Consider the following 331-nt stretch of genomic DNA (forward strand, 5'->3'; position numbering starts at 1 on the left):
CGAAGGTCTTAGAGGAATAAAATTCAAGAACCGGGACCGTATTCCTTCCAACATTACCACCATCAAGAATTTCGAGACAAATAAGGAAGGAGACTTCATGAGTTATGGAAGTAGCACAAAAAACTTATATTTGCTGCTTCTGGAAGATCTTTAACATGAAGGAAAATATTATTCGGGGATTATCGGGGATCATGTATGTGTCAATTCTGGTGGTTTCCATTTTCTTCTCTGAATTCGCTTTTACCACCCTTTTCCTTCTGTTTGGAGTGATTTGCCTGCGAGAGCTGCAACGGCTCCTCCATCTTAAAAGCTACCTTGGTTATGCCCTTCT

1 pseudogene is annotated in these 331 nt (G+C 40.8%); it reads left to right on the forward strand.

Annotated elements, in window-relative coordinates:
* Positions 1-154, forward strand: a pseudogene (locus tag HC176_RS20175) (lactate utilization protein B/C); the annotation flags it as partial.
* Positions 155-331: the final 177 nt, after the last annotated feature.

It is taken from the genome of Tamlana crocina, from assembly GCF_012037625.1.